The sequence below is a fragment of the Veillonella sp. 6_1_27 genome, assembly GCF_000163735.1.
Taxonomy (GTDB): Bacteria; Bacillota; Negativicutes; order Veillonellales; family Veillonellaceae; genus Veillonella; species Veillonella parvula_A.
In genome coordinates this window covers 451796-469295 of sequence record NZ_GG770216.1, presented here as the reverse complement: position 1 = coordinate 469295, position 17500 = coordinate 451796, and the positions used below count along the sequence as shown (strand labels likewise).

Annotated in this window: 10 protein-coding genes; 3 read left to right on the top strand and 7 right to left on the bottom strand. The window is 39.1% G+C overall.

Annotated elements, in window-relative coordinates:
* Positions 1 to 47: 47 nt before the first annotated feature.
* The 6 genes from HMPREF0874_RS05920 to HMPREF0874_RS05895 all read right to left on the bottom strand — a co-directional run bounded on the left by HMPREF0874_RS05920 (position 48) and on the right by HMPREF0874_RS05895 (position 6921).
* Positions 48 to 956, bottom strand: a complete 909-nt coding sequence (locus tag HMPREF0874_RS05920) for a DUF3829 domain-containing protein (RefSeq protein WP_038125684.1) — start codon at positions 954 to 956, stop codon at positions 48 to 50.
* Between the two features lie 136 nt (positions 957 to 1092).
* On the bottom strand, positions 1093 to 1869 hold the full coding sequence (locus tag HMPREF0874_RS05915; protein ID WP_008602378.1) for an HAD family hydrolase: 777 nt from the start codon (positions 1867 to 1869) through the stop codon (positions 1093 to 1095).
* 8 nt (positions 1870 to 1877) lie between these two features.
* Entirely contained in the window at positions 1878 to 2114 is a 237-nt protein-coding gene (locus tag HMPREF0874_RS05910; RefSeq protein ID WP_004698254.1) for a DUF1653 domain-containing protein, read from the bottom strand.
* A gap of 44 nt (positions 2115 to 2158) precedes the next feature.
* On the bottom strand, positions 2159 to 3232 hold the full coding sequence (locus HMPREF0874_RS05905; protein WP_008602376.1) for an iron-containing alcohol dehydrogenase family protein: 1074 nt from the start codon (positions 3230 to 3232) through the stop codon (positions 2159 to 2161).
* Between the two features lie 149 nt (positions 3233 to 3381).
* Positions 3382 to 4713 carry a branched-chain amino acid transport system II carrier protein gene (gene brnQ / locus HMPREF0874_RS05900; RefSeq protein WP_008602374.1) on the bottom strand — a complete coding sequence of 444 codons (1332 nt, stop codon included), beginning with the start codon at positions 4711 to 4713 and terminating at the stop codon, positions 3382 to 3384.
* A 204-nt stretch (positions 4714 to 4917) separates the two neighbouring features.
* The gene (locus HMPREF0874_RS05895) at positions 4918 to 6921 is read right to left on the bottom strand and encodes a molybdopterin-dependent oxidoreductase (protein ID WP_021148570.1); all 2004 of its coding nucleotides are present in this window, start codon (positions 6919 to 6921) and stop codon (positions 4918 to 4920) included.
* 580 nt (positions 6922 to 7501) lie between these two features.
* Here HMPREF0874_RS05895 and HMPREF0874_RS05890 point away from each other — a divergent pair.
* The 3 genes from HMPREF0874_RS05890 (at position 7502) to HMPREF0874_RS05880 (ending at position 12151) form a co-directional block, all read left to right on the top strand.
* Positions 7502 to 8641 (top strand): Ldh family oxidoreductase, encoded by a 1140-nt coding sequence (locus HMPREF0874_RS05890; protein ID WP_004698291.1) that lies wholly within the window; start codon positions 7502 to 7504, stop codon positions 8639 to 8641.
* A gap of 295 nt (positions 8642 to 8936) precedes the next feature.
* Positions 8937 to 10574, top strand: a complete 1638-nt coding sequence (locus HMPREF0874_RS05885) for an L-lactate permease (protein ID WP_008602367.1) — start codon at positions 8937 to 8939, stop codon at positions 10572 to 10574.
* A 389-nt stretch (positions 10575 to 10963) separates the two neighbouring features.
* Positions 10964 to 12151 (top strand): multidrug effflux MFS transporter, encoded by a 1188-nt coding sequence (locus tag HMPREF0874_RS05880; protein ID WP_008602366.1) that lies wholly within the window; start codon positions 10964 to 10966, stop codon positions 12149 to 12151.
* A 711-nt stretch (positions 12152 to 12862) separates the two neighbouring features.
* On the opposite strand, the gene HMPREF0874_RS05875 is transcribed toward HMPREF0874_RS05880, so the two are convergent.
* Positions 12863 to 17119 carry an acyl-CoA dehydratase activase-related protein gene (locus HMPREF0874_RS05875; RefSeq protein WP_039965231.1) on the bottom strand — a complete coding sequence of 1419 codons (4257 nt, stop codon included), beginning with the start codon at positions 17117 to 17119 and terminating at the stop codon, positions 12863 to 12865.
* Positions 17120 to 17500 lie beyond the last annotated feature (381 nt).

The following is a 17500-nucleotide window of genomic DNA, read 5'->3' as shown; positions in this document are numbered from 1 at the left end:
AGGAGCTCTGTTTTTGTAGGCCTCAACTAATCACTTAGTTAATTCGATTATTTAGAGTCAAATTGGTCTGGAGTTGTATTATTATAAGACTCAATATAATTATTGAAATTCTCAATCATGTCGTTAAGATTGTTTTCATTTGCATCAGTAAGTACTTGACGTACAGAACCAACTACAGAGTTATAAGAGTTAACAAGCACTTCTCCACGATCATTATTTATGCTCTTAAGCAATGTTTGAATTTCATTAAGTTCTTTTTCTACAGCTTGTTTGTCTGCATTTTTAGGAGCTTTTTCTACATTTTCTACAAGAGTAGTCAAGCGAAGCGTAGATTCCATTGCTGCTGCATAGCCTTTTTTACCGTCTTTTTTCAATTTTTCGATTTGTTTCTTAGTTTGTTCAGTGTTAGCTTTGTTAAGAGCATCATTGAACTTCGCATAAGCTGCATCAAATTTTTCTACTTGTGCTACGTATTTAGCTGCTAGTTCTTTACCTTTAGCACCACCATCGTTCATGTAAGCTTTAGAATCATCATAAGCTTTCAAATCTTTGAATGTTGGTACTAATTCATTAAGAACATTTAATACATTATCGCGTTCTGTATCAACTTCTTTGAACGTAGAACCTTCTTTTTTAGATTGTTCCAAAGCTTCTTTTAAAGTATCATAGTGAGGTTGACGGCCAATAGCACCTTCTTGGAAACCACCTTTTAATTTAGCCAAACTGTCTGCATAGTTTTGACCCCAAGTAGCATTGTCACCATTGAAGCGATTTGTTGCATCAATAAGGGTATTAAGCTTAGCAGCTGCTTTCTCATCGCTACCGCCATCAACTACGGAGGAGACTACGGAGCCAATGCCACCCGCTTTATCACTGCCGCAACCAGAAACAAATAAACCTGCTGTCAATGCTGCTACACAAAGTAAAGTTGAAAATAATCTGCGTTTATTGTTCATATCTTCTCTTCTCCTTTTAACACATGAATATTGAACTAAGCGCATTATACTAACTATACTACACCAATTCTGTAGCCACAGCTACAAAAATAAATCTTCATATAAGCTTCACCTAACTTAGAGGAATTATCAATAATTAATCGATCCATTTAAAATGCTTACACGCATTATAAATGCCATCTTTATCACAGTCTGTAGTAATATAATCAGCCTTTGCTTTTAATTCAGGGCGCGCATTACCCATAGCAATATTTAGCCACTCAGGCCTAAACATAGACAAATCATTATACCCATCACCAAATACAACAGCTTGATTTGGCTTCATTCCAAAGTGTTCAAGCATATTACGAATACCCAACGCCTTTTCCATAGGCTCATATAGAACACAGCCATCACCATAACGAATGAGCTTATGTGTCATATACTCGATATCCTTCTCCTCTTCCTCTCCTTCCTTGAAAAACACATAAATCTTATAAAATTCTTCAACACTATGAAAATCAAAATTAGGGTCTACAGTTGTTTTAAACACATCCCAATTGGGATGCCACTCTAAAATTTCCTTATACGGCGTAATACGACCGAGTTTATTGCGGTCAGTTACGGCCCAAGGAATATTATGTGATTCTAAATACTCTAAATATTTAATACATGCATCACGATCCATACCTATCATAGATACCAATTCATTATTAACAGTGATACTGTGACCACCATCTGCTACAAAATCAGTAAGGCCCGCTTGCTCTGCAAAACGCTTAGCATCCACTTGAATACGACCAGTTGCTAAGGCTACACGGTGACCACGACGCTTTAACTCATCTAAACTGTATTGAGCACTTTCAGGGATTTTACCTTCAGGCCATACAGCTAAAGTATTATCAATATCGAAAAAGAAAAACTTCTGCTCCACGGCCCCTCCTAATCACGTCCACTCATTAACTTAAACCGTTCTTTTTGTTTTACATCTGGATATTTTTCATGGTCCACATCACTCAAAAACATATCTAGTGGTCGTACATATAAGTCACGTTGATCATATAATTTTTGATATACCACGAACTGTTCACTCGTTTCCGAATGAGTTGCAACATCTAACACGTAATAGTACATGCCTTTAAAATGACGATATAAGCCACCCTTTACAATTTCTTGCATTTATAACCTCATCACATAACATACACAAATAGTTACAAACCATATTAATCAAGAGATTCCATATATTGAATAGCCTTAGTCAACATATCTGCTGTAATTTTATATGGAGATACATCAATATCATGAACAGATGTAGCCTTTTCAACAATTCGAGGAATATGCGATGCAGTAAGATCTAATTGTGAAAGTTTAGTAGGCCAACCTAATTCGCGATATACTGGCAACCACCGTTGTAACTCATCCATTTGTTGGTCAACGGTTAACAAAATAAGTAAGCCATAAGCTACTATTTCACCATGCAAATGATTTTCTTCTGTTTCTTTATTAGTAACACAGCCATAACATACAGCATGAGCCATGTTGCTATTATATGCCATAGGAACACAACCTGATACAACACCGGTAGTAAAGATAACAGTCATAGCAATGGTATCAAAGGCATCACTACGTTTATTAGCTTGACTATCTTTATAGGCTTGTATACCATGTGCTAAAATTGGTTCACTACACATAGAAGCTAGAGTAAGGCCTAACTGAGTATTATAGTCTTGCTCGCGACTGCGAGCAGAAAGATGAGTTTCATAGTGTTTTGCAATAGTATCTCCCATTCCTGCCCACAAGTAACGGCTTGGTGCTTCTACGAGAATATCAGCATCAATAAAGCAGTGCACAGGAGGATGATTTACAAAAGCTACGTCATCAAAAGTATGATCTGCCGTGTATACAGCTGCCACTTCTGACGTTGCCGCACAAGTAGACGCAATGGTTGGAATTGTAAAGAATGGTTTATCATCTAACTCTATAGCTACTACTTTTACCGTATCCATGGCCTTACCACCACCAACAGCAAACAAAAAGTCCGCATCTTTTACAGATGCCATTTGTGCAATTTCCTTGCCTCGAGCAAAAGTACACTCTCCACCAAAGTGGATAATATCTAGCACCTTAATCCCCGCTTTATCAAGCACTGGACGAATGTGTGGCAAAGCTTTAGAAAGAGCTGTTTCGCCACCGATGATAGCTACAGACTTGCCATATAATTTTGTAAACTTTGGAATAGCGTCAAATACATCATGACCTCCAAAACTATAACTAGGTAAACAATGAGTACTACGCATAAAATTTCCTTCCTTCTTTTATCATTTATATCCTTATTTATCCTTATTATAGAAACTTCTACACACAAAATCAATTTTATATGACAACAATCAAAACATAAAAAGGCTCTATACTCTCACAAAATGAAAGCATAGAGCCTTTATCTTTATTACTTATTATCGGAAGCAAGACCTTTATGGATAAGACCCACAACAAAGCCTAATACCGCAAAGCTTACCCAGCCCATACCAGCACTTTGGAATGGAATATATTGAGCAAAGAGCTGTTCCAAAGCTATAGGTGCAATACCTGCAGTCTCAAGACCAGTCATAAGAGCAGAGATCATTGTGAACGCTACAGTCCATGCATATACGCAACGACGACCACCGAACACATTATGAAGAAGTGCCAACAAAATGATTACGATAGTCAACGGATACAAGAGCATCAACACAGGGATTGCTGCACTGATGATTGTTTTCAAGCCAAACATACTAAGGCCAAAGGCCGCTAGAGAGAAAATTACTACATATAATTTGTAACTAATCTTTGGAGTCAGCTTGTGGAAATACGTACCGCAAGAAGTGATAAGACCAATACTTGTAGACAAGCAAGCTAGCAGCACGATGATAGCCAAGATGATTTGACCGAACTCACCAAACAAATAGTTAGCACTTACGGACAATACAGGAGCCCCTGTCTCGAACAAACCAAAGCGTTCAACACTTGTAGCACCAATATTAGCGATAAATACATACACGATACCAAGAAGGCCTACCGCAATTGCACCTACCTCCATTACTGTTTTTGTAATCACAGCACGAGATGTAGCACCACTGAGGCGTACAAAATCGATTACAAGAATAGCAAATACTACGGAAGCTAAGGCATCCATTGTATTGTAGCCATCTAAGAAGCCTTGTAACACAGCCGTTGGTGCATCACCATATGCCGGTTGTGGTGCCGCATACCCACCAAGTGGAGTAATAAAAGATTTAACAATCAACAACAGAATTACAAGAAGTAAAGCTGGTGTCAAAATATTACCGATACGGTTAACAAGTTTTTGTGGACTAATAGATAACCACAAAGAAATACCAAAGAATAATGCCAAGAAAATTGGTTCCATATTCATGCTTAAACCTTCAGCAAAAGGTTTAATTGCGATTTCATAAGCTACAGTACCAGTACGCGGCGTCGCAAACATTGGTCCAATACTCAAGTAAAGAGAAATAGTATACAACAAGCCATAAATCGGATGAACACGGCTTGCTAGTTCTTCAACATCTTTACAGGAAGAATAGCCCATTGCTGCAACACCTAAGAGTGGAAGTCCTACACCAGTTAACACAAAGCCAAGCAAAGCCCAACCTACATTATCACCAGCTTGTTGACCTAAGGCCGCTGGGAAGATCAAGTTCCCTGCCCCAAAGAATAGGGCAAATAACATCATGCCTATAGCCAGATAAGCACGGGTCGACAGATTATCGTTACCATTCATAAATGTAACCCCCTTTAGGTTATATAAAAATAATATTACTATTATAATCTAAAGGGGCTTGGGTATACAAGAAAAATATCCTCACTATTCTATATCCGTATAGAGTTATTCCCATAAGTAACAGACTTTAACTTTTACTTATAGAAATAAGTAGATAAATTCCTATTTTACAGTAATCATTACAGACTATTAATTGGTCATTCACTACAAAAGATTTCTTATATGAACTTGTACATCATAAAAGGTGCTCCCCCATCCCTGATCGGTAGGACGAGCTGCGGTAAGCGCATTGATTGCCACGTGAGGATCACTCGATTGAGATTGCCACCATACACCTAGTGTTACCAATGTCCCTCTCTGTACTTCATCGTCGTAGTATGCTTTAATTTTTACACTGCCACGATCGTTATAGATTTCTACCTCAGCACCATCGTTTATGTTATACATTTTTGCATCTTCTGGATGGATGCGAAGTTTCATCAACTCAGGATCATTAAAGTCTAATTCGCAGAAGCTAGAGTCCAAAATTCGAATATCATTACCATTTATAAGCCAAAACGGTGCATTATCACCATATGGAGGCATATACCGAATTAATGGTTCTACATCCTGCGGATTATATAATTCAATTTTTCCAGACGGTGTTTTGAAATCCATCTTATAACTCTCAGGTACCGTCATCTCCACAGGCTCACCATTTAAAATCAACTCTTGGTCCCTCTTGGATATACGACTCGAAGTCCGCACAATTTGTTCAATAAGATCTTTTTCACTAAGGTCAAAAAAATCATCCTCCAACCCCATGCGTTTTGCTAACTCAGCAATAACTTGCCAGTTGGAACGAGATTCACCAATTGGCTCAATCAATTTGTAACCCGTCCCAATTGTGTAATGACCATAAGAATTATAAATATCATCATGCTCCACAGATGTTGTGGCTGGTAAAATAATATCAGCATACTTACAAGTATCCGTAAAGAAACGCTCATGTACCACAGTGAATAAGTCATCGCGCATCAACCCTCTACGTACAACATTCTGGTCAGGAGCTGTGATAGCCGGATTTGAAGAGAAGATATATAAACTATGAACTTTAGTTCCTTCAGGGTTTATAAGCATTTCACCCAGTTTAATCATAGGCATCAATCGTTTAGCTGGCGCATGAACATGAGCCTGTTGCATCACATCTTTGCCAATAAATTTACTACCACTAGCACTCGACAACAATCCACCCCCAGGATATTGCCATGCTCCAACCACAGCAGGCAAGGCATTAATAGCACGGCATGTCATAGCACCATTGCCATATCGAGATAGTCCACTGCCGAGACGAATAAACGGCGCTTTTGACTTTGCATAAGCATGAGCAAACTCAGTCATCCGCTCCACAGAAACACCGCAAATTTCAGCCGCTTTTCCCGGCGTAAAGTCAAGCAACACCTCTTTTACCAACTCATCGTAGCCTTGGACATGCTTCTTAATAAAATCTATATCTGCCAAGCCATCACGATGAATGATATGGAGCATCCCTAAAGCTAGTGCCCCATCACTTCCTGGTTTAACGTAAATATGTTCATGAGCTTGGCTAAAAGTATAAGTTTTATGAGTGTCGATAATCCAAACGCGAGCCCCCTTCTTTTTCGCAATGTTCACATCATGTAAAATATGAACATCTGTGGCTGTCGCATTTATCCCCCACAAGACGATAAGATCACTATGTTGCGCCTCTTGTGGTTTAATCGCTAAGGTATCACCGTAAACAGAACGGAACCCCGCTTGTTTAGCAGGAGAGCAAATACCTCGATCTTGGTCTGTAGCACCAATACAACGGAAAAAATAATCTGCTGCAGGACTCTGAATAACCCCCATTGTTCCTGCATAAGAGTAACGCAAAATACTTTCACTGCCATAAGTATCAATAGTTTCTTTGAAATTATTGACAATTGCATCAAGGGCTTCATCCCAACTAATACGAGTGTACTGATCTTCACCAATTCCCTTTTTACCGACACGCTTCATAGGGGACTTCAAGCGCAATGGAGAATGGATTACCTTTTCATAATGTGCCATCTTAGGGCATAGTGTACCTCTTGTGAAAGCATGTGCTCTATCCCCTCGAACAGATATTACTTTATTATTATCGACTGATACAATGAGACCGCATGCATCGGGACAATCGTATGGGCATACAGATTTATATTCTTTCATAATAAGCACCTCGCTTATAAATTGTATAAACTATAGGATGTATATTTATATTATATTATAGTATGACTCGTATAAGTATAACCTTTTGCACATCTTCTGAATTAAAAAGGTTTTAGAAATGATTATTTTATGTATATCAATGCATTCGATTATCACATTACATTTATGACCTCATCATTTATTTTGATATATATAGTTAGACATTTCAAGTTTTATCGATATCTATCCATTATCATTCTTGTCCAATGCCTAAACAGATATACTAATAAGTTCTATAAAAATACCAAAATTCTTCAAAAAAATCATGTAATCATTACTAAAAGTCATAACCATATAGTTTTAGGTATAATCAGACATTTTAATAGTGTCGTATAGATTATGTGACAAAAATCACCGGTACGTATGCGTATTTAGTAATGTCGTTCAGACTGTAAGACTATTCAATCTCACTTGTTTCTGTGCTATACTGACAGTGTCATTTGAGAGGATATAGAACTCACAAGAAATCATTTTGAATTCATGGTTATCTAATGTGAAGTAGCTATATCAGGTACATATTTTCTGAAAAGAGGTTTTAACGATGGCAGACGCAAAAAACACTGTGTTATTCCCTTATGAAACACTAAAAAAATTGAGCATGGACGCTTTCCAAAAATTTGGTTTCTCCGAAAAAGAAGCTGACATCATCCAAGACGTACTTTTGACTTCTGACTTGTTCGGTATTCAAAGCCATGGTATGCAACGTATGGTTCGTTACCATAAAGGTATCACTAATGGCTTGATTAAAATCGACGCTAAACCTGAAATCGTAAAAGAAACTCCAATTTCTGCAGTTATCGACGGTCATGACGGCATGGGTCAATTATTGGGTCATAAAGCTATGGAAATGGCTATCGAAAAAGCTAAAAAATCCGGTGTTGGTATCGTATCCGTACGTAACTCCAACCACTACGGTATCGCCGGTTACTATGCTAAAATGGCATCCGACCAAGGCTTAATCGGTTTCTCTTGTACAAACTCCGAAGCAATCATGGTTCCTACATATGCTCGTAAAGCTATGCTTGGTTCTAACCCTATCGCTTGGACTGTACCAGCTGATCCTGTTGACTTCTTCTTCGATTGCTCCACTACAGTAGTAACTCGTGGTAAACTTGAAATGTACAATAAAATGGGCAAAGCTACTCCAGATGGTTGGGCTGTTAATAAAGACGGCGTTCCTTCCACTGATGCAGCTGAAGTATTGGGCAACATCTCCCGTCATGAAGGCGGCGGTATCCTTCCTTTAGGTGGTGCTACAGAAGTTCTTGGGGGCCACAAAGGTTATGGTAACGGCATGATTGCTGAATTATTCTCCTCTATCTTGTCCCAAGGTGGTACTTCCAACAAATGTATGGTTGGTGGTAAATCCAATATCTGCCACGGCTTCATGGCTATCAACCCTGAATTCTTCGGTGACCCTGCGGAAATCAAAAAACACTTCTCCCAATTCTTACAAGAATTACGTGAAGCACCTAAAGCTCAAGGTCAAGATCGTATCTATACTCATGGCGAAAAAGAACATGAATCCGTTGAAAAAGTTAAAGCTGAAGGCATCCCTGTACTTAACGGTACAATGCTTGAAGTTCAAGACCTTTGCAATGAATTAGGTCTAGACTTCAAATCCTACTTCGGCGATTATGTACCAGAAGCTCCTGCTACAATGTTCAAAGGTAACTACTAATACCTAAACTTAGTAATGGCCCTAACAAGGACTTGTAGTTAGTACAGAAGGGGACATAAACACTGTTTATGTCCCCTCTCTTATGTTTTTAACCTCATAGGCTATGAGGTTAAAAAATTTTATGTACTATATCAATTTTTATGATAAGTATATCTGTTATTTTATTGTAAGCTTTTATTTTAACTGAACTTTTACAAATTAACATCATAGCGATTTATTCATCAATTAAATTGATTAAACTACGTCGTCCTGTTGAGCATATATTTTTGTTTTACTTGAAAGGATGATCTTAGAAATGAGTGCTATCACCGTTCTATTAGCGCTATCTCCAATCATTTGGTTGATTGTAGCGTTATCCATCTTGAAATTACCTGCATGGCAAGCAACAAGTGTTGCTGCGATTGGTTCTTTCATTATCGCTATTACAGCATTCCAAGCTGACCCATTTATTATGGTCACTGGTGCCCTTGAAGGTGCCGCATTGGCAATCTGGCCAATCCTATTAGTTATTACAGCTGCTATCTTCGTTTATAACTTGGTAGTACATACGAAAGCAATGGAAACTATTAAAACCATGCTTTCTTCTGTAACATCTGATACTCGTGTACTTGCATTACTACTTGCATGGGGCTTTGGTGCCTTCATGGAAGGTATGGCTGGCTTCGGTACTGCCGTTGCAATTCCTGCAGCTATGATGGTTGCCGTAGGTTTTGACCCACTTAAATCTATCATCGCATGTCTCGTTGCAAACTCCGTACCAACAACATTTGGTTCTATCGGGATTCCAACAACTACATTGGCATCCTTAACAAACCTTGATCCAAGCCATTTAGGTACATTCATTTCCGTACAATTGTTCTTGCTTAACCTTATCGCTCCATTCTTTGTTGTTATGATTATTGGTGGCGGTATTAAAGCGTTAAAAGGCGTATTCCTTGTAACATTACTTTCTGGTTTAGCATTAGCAGTTCCTGAAACTGTAATCAACGCTGTAATGGGTCCAGAATTATCCGTAATTTCTGCATCCATCGTTATCATGGCAGTTATCATTGGTTGTGCAAAAATCATGCCTCCTAATGATCCTAAATACGCAGTTAAACAAACTGGCGAAGTCCCTAAAGTTTCTGGTGGCGAAGGCCTTGTAGCTGCAATGCCATTCATCTTAATCTTCGTATTATTGTTATTAACTTCTAAATTGTTCCCTGCAATTAATGGTCCTCTTGCGTCCATTAAAACATCTGTACCTATTTATCAAGGTGCTGGTGCAAAACCTTACACATTCGTATGGATTGCAACTCCTGGTATTATGATTTTTATCGCTGGTATTGTTGGTGGTTTCATCCAAAAAGCAAAAGCTGGCGAAATCTTCGGTACATTGGGTAGCACAGTTAAAAACTTGAAATTCACATACCTTACAATCATCACAGTTGTTATGACAGCTAAATTGATGACTTACTCTGGTATGACTGCAGATATTGCAAAAGCAATGGTTGCTGGTACAGGTACATTGTACCCTCTATTCGCACCTATCGTAGGTGCGTTAGGTGCCTTCTTGACTGGTTCTGGTACAAACTCCAACGTATTGTTTGGCCCACTTCAAATTGCTGCAGCCCAAGGCTTAGATCCTACAAACTTCGAAGACCTTGGTTTCTGGTTGGCAGCAGTTAACTCCGGTGCAGCTGGTATCGGCAAAATGTTGTCCCCACAATCCATCGCGATTTCTATTGGTGCCGTAGGGCCTGCTTTGAAAGCATACCTAGAAAACCACAAAGAAATCAGTGCTGAAGAAGCTCATAAACTAGAACATGAAATCGAAGCAAGCGTTATCATGAACAGTGCCTTCAAATACTTCATTGTATTCATCGTAATGCACGGTTGTATTTCCTTCTTCGGTCAACATTTCATCCATGAAATTCACCACTTTTTCTTCTAAGAACTGGTAACAAAAAAAGAACAGCTCTTCACGAGCTGTTCTTTTTTGTTGCCACATATGAGAATACTACATATAACATGGTTTAATGATATTGCTTCTACAGATGAAACCGTAGCTGTCCCGATTACTACTATTGCAGCTAACACAAAACCTTTTAGTTAATATTTCATATAATTCTCCCCTCGCCAATAAACACATTGATATTTTTAGATATAATTAATATACTAATTGTAATCTATAAATAGAGATATAGCAAACTCAATATTTCATATAGATATTTTTTCTCAATCATGGTAAAATACATCGTATCAAATAGAAAAAATTAAATGCAGTCTGCGAAGTGCGATTCGCAGACTTTTATTTTTCTCACTTTAGTATAGGAGGGTTTTATGACTCAAGAAAATTCTGCTAAGGTCTCTTTCATCTTAGTAGTATTCCTTGGTCTGTTGACAGCCATCACACCACTTGCAACAGATTTATATTTACCAGCATTACCAATTATGCCTAGTGAACTAAATACATCTGCATCAAATATTCAAATGACCATTGGTGTGATGACTTTTGGTGTTGCATTAGGTCAATTATTTGGAGGTCCTATTAGTGATACTATGGGCCGCAAGTTGCCTCTTATAACAGGCAACTTACTTTGCGTTATCTCTAGCATAATCTGTGCTTATGCACCAAGCATTGAAATACTTTTACTCGGAAGATTTCTACAAGGTTTAACAGGATCTGTGGGCGTTGTAATTGCTAAGGCCATCGCTCGAGATTTTGCATTTGGTCAAGAATTGACTAAACTCTTTGCATTGCTCATGATGGTTAACGGTTTGGCGCCAGTAATCGCTCCGCTCATCGGCGGTCAATTATTACTATTCACTACATGGCGCGTTATCTTCGTTATTTTAGCAATATTTTCTGCTATTCTATTAGCGGGATCTCTTCTCTTCCGTGAAAGCTTACCTAAAGAAAAACGCGTTACAGGTGGCGTTGCAACTGCTACAAAGAACTACATTACGCTTATTAAAGATAAGCGATTCCTTGGGCAAACACTAATCCAATTCTTTGCTTTTGGTGGATTCTTTGCGTATATCTCAGGTTCATCCTTTGTATACCAAAACATCTTCCAACTATCTGCACAAGAATTTAGCTATCTCTTTGGTATCAATAGCTGTGGTATTATCTTAGCTAGTGCCATAAGCGCTAGATTAAGTAATGTAATCACAGTTCGACAATTACTAACATTTGCCCTCTGGCAACTAACAATCGGCTCCTTGCTATTCTTAATAGCTATGCTTTTCGAATGGCCACTTATTCCTGTAACGGCCATTCTATTCTTTACCGTATGTACAGTATCCCTATTTGGCTCTGCCTCTTTCTCTATGGCAATGGCTAAATACGGTAAAATGGCTGGAAGTGCCTCTGCAGTACTTGGCTTTGCTAGCATGTTCTCTGCAGGAATCGTATCTCCATTAGTTGGTATTGGTGGGGAATATACAGGGATTCCCATGGGGACTACAATGCTAGTATGTTCAGCGCTTTCCTTATTGTGCCTATATGGTTTGGTAGAAAAAGATTAATCTCTTTTACACATTTGTATAAGCCCCACAATGGGGCCCGACTACAACAGAATAATATTAGTATATAAATAAGATACCCCTTTCCTTGCTCAGTACTTCGTAAAATCGCTTCGTAAAGGGGTATCTTATTTATATTAACACTACCTGTGAAGGCGTCCCATTGCGGGACTTTACAAGCATATTTCAAAATAGATTAATTCTTTAACTCTACAAACACCTAGGCATAATAACGAAAACCACCTACACAACTGATTGTAGGAGAAAGGAGATGTGCCATAGGCACATCTCCACATTTCTTCCCCCTCCTCTATCCAGTTATATTTTCAATGGGACATCTTCATAATTAGCGTATATAGAAAAGAATACAGCCCTCTCTGCAGCGATTTTACGGAACGTAGTGACGTACTGAGCCAAGAGAGGGCTGTATTTTTTCTATACTAGTAATATGCAGTTGTATTCGGGCCCCATTATAAAATGTAAGGGACCTTATCGCTTATTCACTAAATTCCATCCCAACTTCTCCCCACTGCACTAGTTATATTTTCAATGGGACATCTTCATAACGGTTGTATATAGAAAAGAACACAGCCCTCTCTGCAGCGATTTTACGAAGCGTAGCGCCGTACTGAGCCAAGAGAGGGCTGTGTTTTTTCTATACTAGTAATATGCAGTTGTAACGGGGCCCCATTGAAAATATAACGGAGCACACCTTTATTCAAACATTGTCGATAGTAGTAATTTCAATCGGTTTGCTTGGTTCACCGCACTGGAGCCTGGATCGTAGTCGATAGCTGCAATTCGCACGTCTGGGTATGCAGCGGATAGTGTTTTTACCATGCCTTTACCTGTTACGTGGTTTGGTAAACATCCAAATGGTTGTAAACATACGATTTGTTTGGCCCCTTTTTCGATAAGGTCAATCATATCACCTGTGAGGAACCAACCTTCACCACATTGATTACCAAGTCCGATGAATTGGGCTGCTTCTTTTGCTACTTCTGTCATACGTTGTAGCGGGTCAAAGTGTTTTGACGCTGCTACGGCTTTTGCATATGGCAAGCGGTAGAGCTCAAGGGCTTCACGAGCCAATGTACCAAAGAAGCCAGATAGCCATGTACCATCAAGGTGCTTAGCACGGTATGTGCTATCCATTGCACAATACAAGAAAAAATCTAGCAAGCCAGATGTAACAACCTCGCCGCCTTCCTTTTCGATAAGCTCATTAATATGATTGTTAGCACTTGGATGGAATTTAACGTAAATTTCCCCTACGACGCCAACACGAGGTTTTTGTACATCTTTATTAACTGGTAAGTTATCAAAATCATGGATGATTTCTTTGATGTACTTATTATATTGTCGAAGGCTGGCAGATGTAATATTATCACGTAATTTTTTAATCCAGTAATCACATAGTGCATCAGTAGAGCCAGGATTTGTTTCGTATGGACGTGTGGCAAGAACACATTGCATGAGCGCATCACCGTATACAACGGCTTGAATCATGCGATGCAAGAAGCCTTTTGTCAACTTAAAGCCTGGTTGACGTTCCATATCACTCGCATTGAGAGATAGGATTGGTACTTGTTTCATACCCGCATCAATTAATGCTTTACGTAAGTAACCGATGTAGTTTGTAGCACGACAACCACCACCAGTTTGAGAGATGATAACAGCCGTCTTATCTACATCATATTTACCGGATAACAGTGCGGACATGAGCTGACCTACAACGATAATCGCTGGGTAACATGCATCATTATTGATATATTTCAAGCCCACTTCAATATCGTCACGTGTTGGAGCTGGCAACATTTCAAAGTTGTAACCTTCATGTTGAAGTACAGGCTCCAAAAGGCTGAAATGTAATGGTGACATTTGTGGCACCAAGATTTTATATGTCTTACGCATTTCTTCTGTGAAGACAACTCGATTGTAATCGTAAGTTGGTAATTTCTCTACCACTACTTCTTCCGGTGCCTCAGGATTATGATGACGACGCAAGCTACGTTCCATTACAGATTGCAAGGAACGCAAACGGATTGTCACGGCTCCAAGGTTTGTACCTTCATCGATTTTGAGCAAGGTGTGGATTTTGTGATTTGCTGAAAGTATATCTTTTACCTGATCTGCTACGATGGAATCGAGGCCACAACCAAAGGAGTTGAGTTCTACAATTTGGAATCCTTCAGTTCTACTTACAAATTCAGCGGCACGATATAGGCGACTATGGTAGGACCATTGGTCTACAACGCGTAAATGCTTGATTTCATTGCCTAATGGGGCAACGCCATCTTCTGTAAGAACAGCCATACCAAGAGATGTAATAAGTTCAGGAATACCGTGGTTAATACCGGAGTCTAAATGATATGGACGGCCAGCCAATACGATTGTCGGAATTTGTTCTGCCACAAGGCGAGATACAGTTTTCTTCGTCGTTTCACGGTAGGAAGCTTTACAGTTTTCTTGTTCTTCCCAAGCAAGGTCTACAGCCTTAGCAATATCTTTCTTCTTGAGGTCCAAGAAATCCAATGCTTTCACAAGAGCTGGAACAAGGGATTTTTTATCAGCTAACGGCAAGAATGGTGCGTGGAATGGAGTGTCGCCCAATACCTCTTGCATATTATTTTTGATAAGTTCTGGATAGGAAATAACCATTGGACAATGGTAATTATTGTCGCGACTAAATTCCTTAGGGCCATGTTGAATACAAGGGTACCAAATGAAGTCTACCTGTGCATTCGCTAAATCTCGAATATGACCATGTACAGCTTTTGCAGGATAGCAAGCTGTATCGGATGGAATTGTATCGATAGCCTTATTGTATTGATCCTTAGTCGTATAATCTGAAAGGATTACTTCATAACCCAAACTATTGAAGAATGTGAACCAGAATGGGAAGTCCTCATACATATTGAGAACGCGAGGGATACCTACACGCATTTTACCTTCAAACTCAGGAATATTTTTCTTCAAGTAGTAATCAAAGTAACGACGTAATTTTACGTCTACCAAGTTAGGAACTGGCTTACGCTTCTCTTGGATCATATCGCCAGCACCGCGGTCACAACGGTTGCCAGTTACGTACGTACGACCATCGGAGAAAGCGTTAATAGTAAGCATGCAATTATTTGGGCAAAGACCACAATTGCGCATTGTCGTAGATACTTGTAAAGAATTAAGGCCTTCACTATCTAGCAATGTGCTTTCACCCTTTTGTAACTCTTCCGCCGTTTCTGCTGCAAGAAGAGCCATACCGTATGCACCCATCAACCCAGATACATCAGGGCGAATCACCTCTACGCCCATCAATTTCTCAAAGGCACGCAAAACGGATTCGTTATAGAACGTACCACCTTGTACAACGATATGATCGCCTAATTCTTTAGGATCTTTCACCTTAAGAACCTTATAAAGGGCATTTTTAATTACAGAATAAGCAAGACCTGCTGCGATATCTTGTACCGTAGCACCTTCTTTTTGAGCCTGCTTAACCTTAGAGTTCATAAATACGGTACAACGAGAGCCTAAATCGATTGGCATAGGTGCCAATAATCCTTCTTTTGCGAATTGATCGATAGGAATTCGTAGCCCGGATGCAAATGTATCAATAAAAGAGCCGCAACCAGAGGAGCAAGCTTCGTTCAACACGATATCTTCGATATACCCATCACGAACCTTACAGCATTTCATATCTTGACCGCCAATATCCAAAATAAAGGATACATCAGGGCAGAAAAAGCGGGCCGCACGATAGTGAGCCATCGTTTCTACTTCACCGATATCGATGCCGAGAGCGCGTTTAAGAAAGGCCTCGCCGTAGCCGGTTACGCCAGAGTGTGCAATATAGGCACCTTTTGGCAATAATTCATATATTTTCTCGATGATTTCACGAGATTTTTCTAATGGTTTACCATGGTTAGGACCATAATGAGAGAATATAATTTCCTTATTGCTATTGATAAGAACTACCTTAAGTGTAGTAGAACCAGCATCAATACCAAGGTAGCAAGGACCTTGAGCATCCTCGATATTCGCCTTTGGCGTTACAGCCTTAGCGTGACGAGCACGAAAATCTTCTAATTCTTGTTCATTCTTAAATAGCGGATCAACACGGTCTGTAGCTTCCATGGGAATACCGATAAGTGCACCGATTTCCTTTGTCAATTGGCCAACAGTAATCTCGCGGCACTCATCTTTCATCAATGCCGCCCCTAAAGCAATAAACAATTCACCATTCTCAGGGATAATGCGATGCGCTTCATCTAGCTCTAAGGTATCGCAAAAGCATTGGCGTAATTCAGACAAAAATGTCAACGGACCGCCAAGGAACGCTACATTACCTTCAATTTTATGACCGCATGCAAGGCCAGCAATCGTTTGATTTACAATTGCTTGGAATACAGATTTTGCAATATTTTCATGAGATGCGCCTTGGTTTAACAAAGCTTGTACGTCTGTTTTAGCAAATACGCCACAGCGTGCCGCAATTGGATAAATCGTATCAGCATTCATGGCTAATTGGTTAAGGCCAGATGCATCTGTCTGCAATAAAGTCGCCATTTGGTCAATAAAAGCGCCCGTACCACCAGCACAGGAGCCATTCATACGATGTTCTGCAGTTTGACCTAAATACGTAACCTTCGCATCTTCACCACCAAGTTCGATGATAACGTCTGTCTCTGGATAGAGGGCTTTCACAGCTCGCGTTTCAGCAATAACCTCTTGTACGAATGGGATGCGCACCTTTTCGGCCATAGCCATCCCACCAGAACCAGTAATACATACATGAACAAGAGCGTCTTCATGTCCCACTTGGGCCTCTTGAAGCAAGGTATATACTGTGTCCAAAATGTTCGCATAATGGCGTATGTACTTTTTATACAAATAATTATCGTGTTCGTCCAATAATACAACTTTAACCGTTGTAGACCCCACGTCAATCCCCATGCGTAGCATGTGCTGCATAAATACCTCTCTTTTTAACAACCGTATGACCACCTAAGTGACCATACTTATTTTTGTGAAAGTCTCATATGTAATATGTACAACATATATAATGTACTCAGCATCTAAAATAAACAATTAAATTAGATAAGGATATAATACTTTCACCAAAATATCTAAATTTTTAAATATCCTATTTTTATTATACAACAACAGCAGTTAAAATCTAAGTTATTTCTATATCTAAAATGTTATAGAAAATATGTTAAGATTTGAATTTCAAAGTCATATATAATAGGATGTAAAAAATATTATATCATTCTAAAATGAAAAAAAGTATATCTAATAGCACGTCACTACAGTAATATATAAAGAGATAGATACATACATCGTTAAATCCAA